9 protein-coding genes are annotated in these 9,600 nt (G+C 70.9%); 6 read left to right on the plus strand and 3 right to left on the minus strand.

Going from position 1 to position 9,600, the window contains the following annotated elements; genetic code table 11:
* Positions 1-78 precede the first annotated feature (78 nt).
* Complete coding sequence (locus tag ACFYWY_RS33725) at positions 79-1,497, minus strand: HEAT repeat domain-containing protein (RefSeq protein ID WP_389193835.1); 1,419 nt, start codon at positions 1,495-1,497, stop codon at positions 79-81.
* A 245-nt stretch (positions 1,498-1,742) separates the two neighbouring features.
* Positions 1,743-2,135, minus strand: coding sequence for an ankyrin repeat domain-containing protein (locus ACFYWY_RS33730; RefSeq protein ID WP_389193838.1), 393 nt, complete (start codon positions 2,133-2,135; stop codon positions 1,743-1,745).
* A gap of 297 nt (positions 2,136-2,432) precedes the next feature.
* Here ACFYWY_RS33730 and ACFYWY_RS33735 point away from each other — a divergent pair, with 297 nt between their 5' ends.
* Together ACFYWY_RS33735 and ACFYWY_RS33740 are read left to right on the plus strand one after the other, a co-directional pair.
* Positions 2,433-2,627 (plus strand): hypothetical protein, encoded by a 195-nt coding sequence (locus tag ACFYWY_RS33735; protein ID WP_389193841.1) that lies wholly within the window; start codon positions 2,433-2,435, stop codon positions 2,625-2,627.
* Between the two features lie 55 nt (positions 2,628-2,682).
* On the plus strand, positions 2,683-4,341 hold the full coding sequence (locus ACFYWY_RS33740) for a hypothetical protein (RefSeq protein ID WP_389193844.1): 1,659 nt from the start codon (positions 2,683-2,685) through the stop codon (positions 4,339-4,341).
* A 23-nt stretch (positions 4,342-4,364) separates the two neighbouring features.
* Here ACFYWY_RS33740 and ACFYWY_RS33745 read toward each other — a convergent pair whose 3' ends face one another.
* The gene (locus ACFYWY_RS33745) at positions 4,365-5,864 is read right to left on the minus strand and encodes a PLP-dependent aminotransferase family protein (protein ID WP_389193847.1); all 1,500 of its coding nucleotides are present in this window, start codon (positions 5,862-5,864) and stop codon (positions 4,365-4,367) included.
* Between the two features lie 101 nt (positions 5,865-5,965).
* Here ACFYWY_RS33745 and ACFYWY_RS33750 point away from each other — a divergent pair, with 101 nt between their 5' ends.
* From ACFYWY_RS33750 to ACFYWY_RS33765, 4 genes are all read left to right on the plus strand, one after another.
* The gene (locus ACFYWY_RS33750; protein WP_389193850.1) at positions 5,966-6,622 is read left to right on the plus strand and encodes a YitT family protein; all 657 of its coding nucleotides are present in this window, start codon (positions 5,966-5,968) and stop codon (positions 6,620-6,622) included.
* Entirely contained in the window at positions 6,619-7,383 is a 765-nt protein-coding gene (locus tag ACFYWY_RS33755; protein ID WP_389193853.1) for a glycerophosphodiester phosphodiesterase, read from the plus strand. The genes ACFYWY_RS33750 and ACFYWY_RS33755 overlap by 4 nt, the downstream gene beginning before the upstream one ends.
* Before the next feature lie 42 nt (positions 7,384-7,425).
* On the plus strand, positions 7,426-8,772 hold the full coding sequence (locus ACFYWY_RS33760; protein WP_389193856.1) for an MFS transporter: 1,347 nt from the start codon (positions 7,426-7,428) through the stop codon (positions 8,770-8,772).
* Between the two features lie 254 nt (positions 8,773-9,026).
* Entirely contained in the window at positions 9,027-9,401 is a 375-nt protein-coding gene (locus ACFYWY_RS33765; RefSeq protein ID WP_161311542.1) for an RNA polymerase-binding protein RbpA, read from the plus strand.
* The last annotated feature ends 199 nt before the right edge of the window (positions 9,402-9,600 follow it).

Consider the following 9,600-nt stretch of genomic DNA (forward strand, 5'->3'; position numbering starts at 1 on the left):
GCTGTGCCAACGTGGATCTTTCCCCTTGGCTAACGTCCCGTGAGCGTTTGTGGCCGGGGCCGTTTCGCGTCCCGAATGTCATACGGCGGGCATGTCCGGGCCGATTCTGCTGCGTACGGCGGTTTGCACCTCTGCCTCCTCGGCCGGATCGGCTGCCAGTCGGCGCAATCGCTCGGCAACACGCACATCACCGGTCTCGGCGTGCAGCGCGCCGACTTCTCTGGTGGTCTCCTCGCAGTCCCACAGGCATTCGACGGCGAATCCGGTGGCGAAGGAGGCGTCGGTGGCGGCGAGCGCGCGGGCCGCGCACCCGCGCAGCTGCGAGGACGCGGTCTCCCGGTACACATGGCGCAGTACGGGTGCGGCGCAGCCGATGCCGAGCCGTCCGGCCCCGTCGACCAGTCTCCACAGCAGCGGTGCGTCGGGCCCGTCGGCCCGTACGGTCTCGCGCAGCGCGCCGAGGACCAGCTTGTCGTCCTTGGCGGCGCCCCGGCAGGCGAGGACACCCGCGGCTGACGCGCCGAGCGCGTCGGGCCGGTGCACCCAGCCGCGGGCCCGGTCGACGGCCTCGTCGCCGCACATCCGCTCGAACGCGGCGACGGCGGCGTCGGCGACGGTGCGGGAGCCGACCGACACCGCGGCCTCGATCAGATCGAGGACGACGGGGTCGCGTGACTCGGCGAGATAGTGCAGGGCGGCGCAGCGCGCACCGTCGGATCCTTCTCGTGCGGCCTTGACGATGGCGGGCCGGTCCTCGGGTCCCGCGACCGCCGACAGACAGCGGGCCGCGGGCACATGGAGGGCGCTGCCGCGCTCGACACCCTGGTCGGCCCAGTCGAAGACGGCCTGGATGCTCCAGCCCGGCCGGGGCCCGGTGGGTCGCAGCTGGCGCTGCCAGCGGTCGAAGGAGCCGGCTTCCCGGGCCGCGCGCACGCGGGCGCCGATCGCCTCCCGCCGGTCCTCGGCCCACAGCCGCCACGGCCGTGGTTCGAAGGCGTCCCGTACGGCGACGGCGAGTTCGGCATCGCCCTCCGGGGTCGCCGGGAAGCGGGCGAGGACCGGCGCGGCCAGCGCGCGCAGGCCGTTGTCGTCGTCGCGCAGGGCGAGCTCGTCGAGGGCCCAGGCCCAGTTGGCGCCGCCGGCGGCGTACCGCCGCAGCAGCGCGAGGGCGTCGTCCCTGCCGTACGAGGCGAGGTGACCGAGTACCGCGAGCGCAAGGCCGGTCCTGGCCTCGTCGGTGTCGAGGCAGTCTTCGACGTCGCACAGGTGCCGCTCGATCTCCTCGAGACCGCCGTGGAGATCCAGGTAGAGGCGCGCGTAGTACAGGGAGCGGTTCTCGACCTGCCAGTCGTGGCGGGGATCGTTCAGCACGCAGTGGTTGAGAGCAGCGAGCGCTTCTGCGCGCGGCGCGGCGAGCGCATGCAGCGTGCCGTCACCGCGGCCCCTCTGCAGCAGGCCGAGCAGCGTGCCGCTCGGCGCTATGACTGGATCGAACATGGGAAAAGCCTCACATCAAGCTGTCGACGCAACCGGGGAGTGGGTATGCCTAGGCCGCGAAGCAACATGTAGGGCCGCCCGTCGTCTTCCGCTTGGTGTAGACCATCTTCCTCTGCCTCTCGTCGGTGGCCCCAGGGGAACTCCCGGATGAAGTCCGGGGTAGGGCCCGACGTCATGATGACCCACCCATTTCGCCACCGCGACCACATTTACGGCACCCATCCCAGCGGCCTCTCAACGGCCCCTCAACGGCCGCCGAACAGCTCCAAGAGCTCTGTCTTCCCAAACATCCGCGCGGTATCCATCGCGGAGGGCGTGCCCGCCGCCGGGTCGGCTCCGCCGTCGAGGAGGGTGCGGATGACGGCGTCCTCGCCTTTGAAGACCGCGCCGGCGAGCGGCGTCTGGCCGCGGTCGTTGGCCCGGTCCGGCTCGGCGCCACGGGCGAGGAGCGCTTCCACGGCCGCTGCGTGCCCGTGGTAGGCGGCGAGCATGACAAGGGTGTCGCCACGGTCGTTGGTGAGGTTGGCGGGGACGCCGGCGTCGATGTACGCGGCGAGGGCCTCTGTCTCTCCTTGGCGGGCCAGGTCGAAGACCTTGGTCGCGAGTTCGATCACCTCGGGATCCGGGGCTTCACTCATCGGACGGACCGCCTTTCACTGCGTTGACCTGGGATGCACGGCAAGAGCCGCCGTACGAGTGAATCGACAGGGTACTGCCCGCACATCGGCATGACGTGGCTCGGCAGCGGCGAGAACCAGCGCAGGGGAAGCACTGTGCCGCGCAACCGCGCAGTGTGCCCGCCGATCGGTGACGCGACGTCCGCCAGTGCGGTGAAATCCCCAGAAATTCACCCATTTAGACCTTTTATCACATGGATACTTCCTGTGATCCTGGAACAACTCATGGTGACTGTCCCCTCAACCAGGAGAACTCTCATGGTCCTGTCCATCTCAGGCGTGGTGCTGCTCGCGATCATCGTCTTCCTCTTCCTCAGGAAGGACGGGCTCAAGGCGTCCCACGCGATCACCTGCTCGCTCTTCGGCTTCTTCGTCGCGGGCACCGCCATCGCCCCCAGCATCAAGGCCGGCAGTGCGAGCCTCGCCAGCCTCCTGGGCGGAATCAAGTTCTGACGCCCGCAGCCCCACCCAGCACCTTCAGTACCTTCAGCACCTTCAGGAGGCCGATGTGGCCCGGCGACCACTCCCCCGCATTCTCAGCAGCGGCAGCGCACAGATCGCCCGGAGCCGCCAGATCGCGCGCACGGCCGCCGACAGCGCCACGGACGTCCTCCACCCACTGATCGCGATCAGCCGTGGTCTGCGGCAGCTGGCCGCGACGGCCCGGCACAAGTGGGCGGCCACGCCCAAGGAACGGCGTGGTCCCACACTCTTCCTGATCGCGGCCTGCGTCCTGGTGGTCGCGGTCATCCCGTACGGGCCGATGGTCGCCCTGATCACGGTGATGGCCGCGGCCGCCTGGAAGGGCCGGGTGCGCACACCGGTGAAGACCGGGCCCGACGAAGCGGAGACCGGGCGGCTCCGGGCTCTTTACGAGGCCCTCGTGCCGTACTTCTCCGTCACCGAGGACCCGGCGCCGCTCTTCGCCCACGGCGGCGAATGGGACAAGGCCTTCAGCGACTACGAGTTCGACGACAACGGCCGACTCACCCGGCTTCGGATGACCTACCCCGCGTACTTCACCGACGGCGAGGCCGAGTCCCGGGCCCGGATCGAGCAGCTGCTGCACGCCAAGTCCGGGCGCGGCCGCGAGTATCTCTTCACCTGGGACGAGGAGGGCAACCAGCTCGTGATGAGCGTGCTGCCCGCCCTGCCCACCTCCATCGCCGCCCAGCGTTTCGTCACCGTGCCCGGCGAGACCGTGCTGGGCTTCACCGACGACGGCGCGGTGCAGCGCACCGTGCCGGTGACGCAGGGCGAGGAGACCCGGGACGCGCCCCCGGTCGTCTGGCGCAGCGGGCCGCGCTCGACAGAGCCGCACCTGCTGGCCGTCGGCGGGCCGGGCAGCGGCACCACGACCCTGCTTCGCTCGATCGCCCTCCAGGCCCTGCAGCACGGAGACGTACTGATCGTGGAGGGCAGCGGCACCGGAGAGTACGCGTGCCTGACGGGGCGAACCGGCGTGCTGGCCGTCGAGTGCGGACTGGGCGGGGCGCTGGCGAGCCTGGAATGGGCCGCCCACGAGACCGAGCGCCGGCTGATCGCCGCGAACCGCGCCCGGCAGGCCGGGCATCCCGCGCCCGACGACACCAAGCGACCGTTGTGGATCCTGCTGGACCGGCCGAGCATCTTCGGCCATCTGGCGGCGGCCGACGGGCGCACCGATCCGCAGCAGCTGCTGCAGGTGCCGCTGCGGCACGGCAAGGCGGCGCAGGTGACGGTGGTCGTGGCCGAGCAGTTCGACAGCGTGGACTCGCTCACCGAGACCGTGAGGACGCACACCCGCGCCCGGGTGGTGCTGGGCCCCGCCACCTTCGAGCAGGTGGAGTCGGCGCTGGGGACGAAGCCGCACACCACGCCGACGCCCGACGTCCCGCCGGGCCGCGGATACGCACGGCTCGGCACGGGCCCGGTGCTCCGGCTTCAGGTGCCGGCGACCCCGGACCCGTACGACGACGCCACCAGTGAGGCGCACCGGCAGGCGGTGCTGGAGCTGCTGCCGGAGCACCAGGACGGGGCCGAGCCGACTGAGCCGGTCCGTTCGCCCGATCCCGTGCCGGCGCTCCCGCCCGATCCCGTACCCACCCGCTCGGCCGACCCCGTGCCGGCGCGCTCGGGCGACCCCATGCCCGCTCGCTCGCCCGATCCCGTTCCGGCCGAGGGCTGACTTCCGTCCGCAGGCCTCCGCCCTCAGGCGACGAACGTCCGCGGCGCTTCCGTGCCGGTGGTCGCGCCCGTCGCGACGAGGCGCGCGGAGGCCGCCAGTCGCGCTGCCGCCTCCTCCGCGACCGGACCGCCCACTGTGAACGGCAGCCGTACGTAGCCCTCGAAGGCACCGTCGACACCGAAGCGCGGCCCGGACGGCACCCGCACGCCCACCCGTTCGCCGACCTCCGCGAGCCGGGATCCGGACAGCCCTCCCGTACGCACCCAGAGGGTGAGCCCGCCGCTCGGCACGTCGAACTCCCAGTCGGGCAGCTCCCGGCGCACCGCCGCGACCAGCGCATCGCGGTTCTCGCGCGCCTGGGTCCGGCGGATGGCGACGGCCTCCTCCCAACCCCCGGTCTGCATCAGCCAGTTGACGGCGAGCTGTTCCAGGACGGGCGTGCCGAGGTCGGCGTACGCGCGGGCCGCGACCAGCGAGCGGATCACGTCCGGCGCGGCGCGCACCCAGCCGATGCGCATGCCGGCCCAGAACGCCTTGCTGGCCGAGCCGACCGTGAGAACGGTGCTGCCCGCCGGGTCGAAGGCGCAGACCGGCCGCGGCATGTCGATGCCCTCGTCCAAGTGCAGCTCGGACATGGTCTCGTCGACGACGAGGACCGTCCCCGCAGAGCGTGCGGCGTCGACGAGGCGGCGGCGCTGGTCCTCGTCGGCCAGCGCTCCGGTGGGGTTGTGGAAGTCGGCCACCACATACGCGAGCCGCGGCGCCGCGTCCCGCAGCACCTGCCGCCAGCGTGGCATGTCCCAGCCGGTCAGCCCGTCCGCCATGGCCACCGGCACCAGCCGAGCCCCGGCTTCACGCATCAGCTGAAGGATGTTGGCGTAGGAGGGGGATTCGACGGCGATGCGCTCGCCGCGCCCGGCGAAGAGGTGGCAGATGGCGTCGATCGCGCCCATCGCCCCGGTGGTGACCATGATCTGCTCGGGCATGGTGGGGATGCCGCGCTCGGTGTAGCGGTCGGCGAGCATCTGACGCAGGGCGGGCAGGCCCGCCGGATAGTCGCCGTGGGTGTGCGCGTACGGCGGCAGTTCTTCGAGTGCGCCCTGGACGCTGCGGGTGAGCCAGGGTTCGGGCGCGGGCAGGGCGGCGCAGCCGAGGTCGATCATCGAGCCCAGCGACTCGGGCGGCAGCGGTTCGAGTCCGCGTGCCGGCAGCGGGTTCCCGGCCGGCACGGCCGTCCAGCTGCCCGCTCCCCTGCGGGACTCCAGGAAGCCCTCGGCGCGCAGCGCCTCGTAGGCCGCGGCCACGGTGGTACGGCTGACGGACAGCGACAGGGCGAGTTCGCGTTCGGCGGGCAGCCGGGCGGCGACGGGGACGCGGCCTTCGAGCACGAGCAGCCGGATGCCGTCGGCAAGGGCGCGGTAGGCGGGGGGCCTACGGGTGCCGGGCCCGGCCGGGCGTGGCTGCTGGGAGGTGAGCTGCCGGGCCAGCTGAGCCGTGCCCACCGCAGAGGTCCACTGCGTCATGGAAGTCAGTCCACCTTCCTCGAATTGGCCATAGATGACCTTTGTTCCGTAGCCACAGACTCTCATGCATCAGTCCACAACGACCAGAGGGGGGCGTCACTGTGTCCACGGCGTCGAGGCATCTCACCCGCAGACTGCTGCAGCTGTACATCGGTCTGACGCTGTACGGAGTGAGCTCGGCGCTCCTTGTGCGCGGTGGGCTCGGCCTTGAGCCGTGGGGCGTGCTGCATCAGGGCCTGGCCGAGCTGACGGGGCTGACGATCGGCGTCGTGTCGATCATCGTCGGCGCGGTTGTGCTGCTGCTGTGGATTCCGATGAAGCAGCGGCCGGGGCTCGGCACGGTCTCCAATGTCTTCGTGATCGGCGTGGCGATGGACGGCACGCTCGCGCTGGTCCCGGACGCGCGGGGGCTCGGGGTGCAGATCGGGCTGCTGATCGGGGGCATCGTGCTCAATGGCGCGGCGACGGGTCTGTATATCTCGGCGCGGTTCGGACCCGGTCCTCGCGACGGTCTGATGACGGGTCTGCACCGCGTCACGGGCAGTTCGATCCGGCTGGTCCGTACGGCCATCGAGGTGGCCGTAGTGGCGACCGGTTTCGTGCTCGGCGGTTCGGTGGGGGTGGGCACGGTCGCATACGCCCTCGCCATCGGGCCGCTGGCGCAGCTGTTCCTGCGCGTCTTCGCCATCTCCGATGAGGAAAACGGCAGCACGGTCGTCGCCGGCGGGACACCGAGGCAGGCGATACTGCGAGAGTGACGCGCACTCTCCACCCCTACCTGGACCATCCCTCCACTCTGGCCTTCGCCCACCGCGGCGGCGCGGCGGACGGGATCGAGAACACCGCGGCCGCGTTCCGGCGGGCCGCCGACATCGGTTACCGCTACTTCGAGACCGATGTGCACACCACCGCGGACGGCAAGCTGGTCGCCTTCCACGACACGACGCTGGACCGGGTGACGGACGCGAGCGGCAAGGTCGCGGCGCTGCCCTGGAGCGAGGTCCAGCAGGCCAGGGTGGGAGGCAGGGAACCGCTGGCGCTCTTCGAGGAGCTGCTGGAGGAGTTCCCGGAAGCCCGCTGGAATGTGGACATGAAGGCGGAGCCAGCGCTGGTCCCGCTGGTCGACCTGATCCGCCGCGCGGGCGCGTGGGACCGGGTATGCGTCGGCTCGTTCTCGGAGGGCCGGGTGGCGCGGGCGATGCGCCTCGCGGGCCCGCGGCTGGCGACCTCGTACGGAGTGCGCGGCGTGATGGGGCTGCGGCTGCGTTCGTACGGAATTCCGGCGGCGCTGCGGATGGGCGCGGTGTGTGCGCAGGTCCCGGAGTCGCAGAACGGCATCCGTGTGGTGGACCGGCGATTTGTGACGGCCGCGCACGCACGGGGTCTGCAGGTCCATGTGTGGACGGTGAACGACGCCGATCGGATGGCAGCACTCCTGGACCTCGGAGTGGATGGCATCATGACCGATCATCTGGAGACGTTGCGCACGGTACTGACCGACCGGGGAGTCTGGGTCTGAACCCCGCGCGTCTGCACCACGGGACGAGCGAGGGGGCGCGGGGTGACGGCCGACACCGCGGACCGGACGACCGGGACGAGTGAGCGCAGGCGCGAGCAACGCGGCTGGTACTTCTACGACTTCGCGTGCTCGGTCTACTCGACGAGTGTGCTGACCGTCTTCCTGGGGCCGTATCTGACGTCGGTGGCCAAGGCCGCCGCGGATGCCGACGGCTTTGTGCATCCGCTGGGCATTCCGGTAAGGGCGGGATCGGTCTTCGCCTATGCCGTGTCCGTCTCGGTGGTGGTCGCGGTGCTGCTGATGCCGCTGGCGGGTGCGGTGGCCGACCGTACGGGACGCAAGAAGCCGTTGCTCGCGGTGGCCGCCTATGTAGGGGCGACCGCGACGACGGGGATGTTCTTCCTCGACGGTGAGCGGTATCTGCTGGGCGCGTTCCTCCTGATCGTCGCGAACGCGTCGCTGTCGGTGTCGATGGTTCTCTACAACGCCTATCTGCCGCAGATCGCGGAGCCGGACGAGCGCGATGCGGTGTCGTCGCGGGGCTGGGCCTTCGGCTATACGTCCGGCGCGCTCGTGCTGGTACTGAATCTGGTCGTCTACTCGGGCCATGAGTCGTTCGGTCTGTCCGAGTCGGCGGCGGTGCGGATCTGTCTGGCGTCGGCCGGCGTGTGGTGGGGCGCTTTCACGCTCGTGCCACTGCGGCGGCTGCGGGACCGGCGGGTGGCGCCGAGCGGCGAGGGCGCGGTCGGGTCCGGATGGCGGCAGCTGACGGCCACGCTGCGGGACATGCGCAGGCATCCGCTGACGCTGTCGTTCCTGCTGGCCTATCTGATCTACAACGACGGGGTCCAGACGGTGATCTCGCAGGCCTCGATCTACGGCTCGGAGGAGCTGGGCCTCGAGCAGACGACGTTGATCACCGCGGTGCTGCTGGTGCAGGTGCTCGCGGTGGCGGGTGCGCTGGGGATGGGCCGGCTGGCCCGGACGCATGGGGCCAAGCGCACGATCCTCGCCTCGCTGGCCGTATGGACGCTGATTCTGGCGGCGGGATACTTCCTGCCCGCCGGGGAACCCGTCTGGTTCTTCGCGCTGGCGGGCGCGATCGGGCTGGTTCTGGGCGGCAGTCAGGCGCTGTCGAGGTCGTTGTTCTCACACCTGGTGCCGCGCGGCAAGGAGGCCGAGTACTTCTCGGCGTACGAGATGAGCGACCGCGGCCTGAGCTGGCTGGGGCCGTTGGTGTTCGGCCTGGCGTACCAGCTGACCGGCAGTTATCGGGACGCGATCATCTCTCTGGTGGTCTTCTTCGCGCTCGGTTTCGTACTGCTGGCGCGGGTCCCGGTGCGGCGTGCGGTGGCCGCCGCGGGCAACCCCGTCCCGGAGCGGATTTAGACGTTGAAGTGAAAGGCCGCTAGTGTACGCCTTTGGCCTGCCAGGCGGACCGTTACTGCGTGCTGAAAAGTGAAATCACTGGGTGACACTTTCTGTCAGATGTGACAAACCGGGCAATGGTGGGTACAACAAGGGGCGGCACGACGGGCGACGCATGACCCGGAACGGGAATCTTTACCGCCGACCGGACGTTGACCGGATGACGACGACAGCGACACCTGTCCTGTGGGCGACAAGCCCGGGAGGCACGATTCATGAGTGAGCGAGCTCTCCGCGGAACGCGACTCGTGGTTACCAGCTACGAGACGGACCGCGGCATCGATCTGGCCCCGCGCCAGGCGGTGGAGTACGCATGCGAGAACGGCCATCGATTCGAGATGCCGTTCTCGGTAGAGGCGGACATTCCGCCGGAGTGGGAGTGCAAGGCGTGCGGCGCCCAGGCACTCCTGGTGGACGGCGACGGCCCCGAAGAGAAGAAGGGCAAGCCGGCGCGAACGCACTGGGACATGCTCATGGAGCGGCGCACCCGCGAGGAGCTGGAGGAAGTGCTGGCCGAGAGGCTGGCGGTCCTGCGTTCCGGCGCCATGAACATCGCTGTGCATCCGCGGGACAGCCGGAAGTCCGCCTGACCGCGTAACACCGCACGAACAGCGACATAGAGCAAAGAGCCGCGGGGGGGGGGGGGGGGGTGGTGGGGGGGGGCGGGGGGGGGGGGGGGGGGGGGGGGGGGGGGGGCGGGCGCGGGGGGGGGCGGGGGGGGGGGGGTGCCCGCCCCCCCGGGGGGGCCCCCGGGGCCTGGGGGGCCGGGGGGCCCCCTCGCCCGTTCAG

Origin of the sequence: Streptomyces sp. NPDC002870, from assembly GCF_042888505.1 — a bacterium.
Lineage (GTDB): Bacteria > Actinomycetota > Actinomycetes > Streptomycetales > Streptomycetaceae > Streptomyces.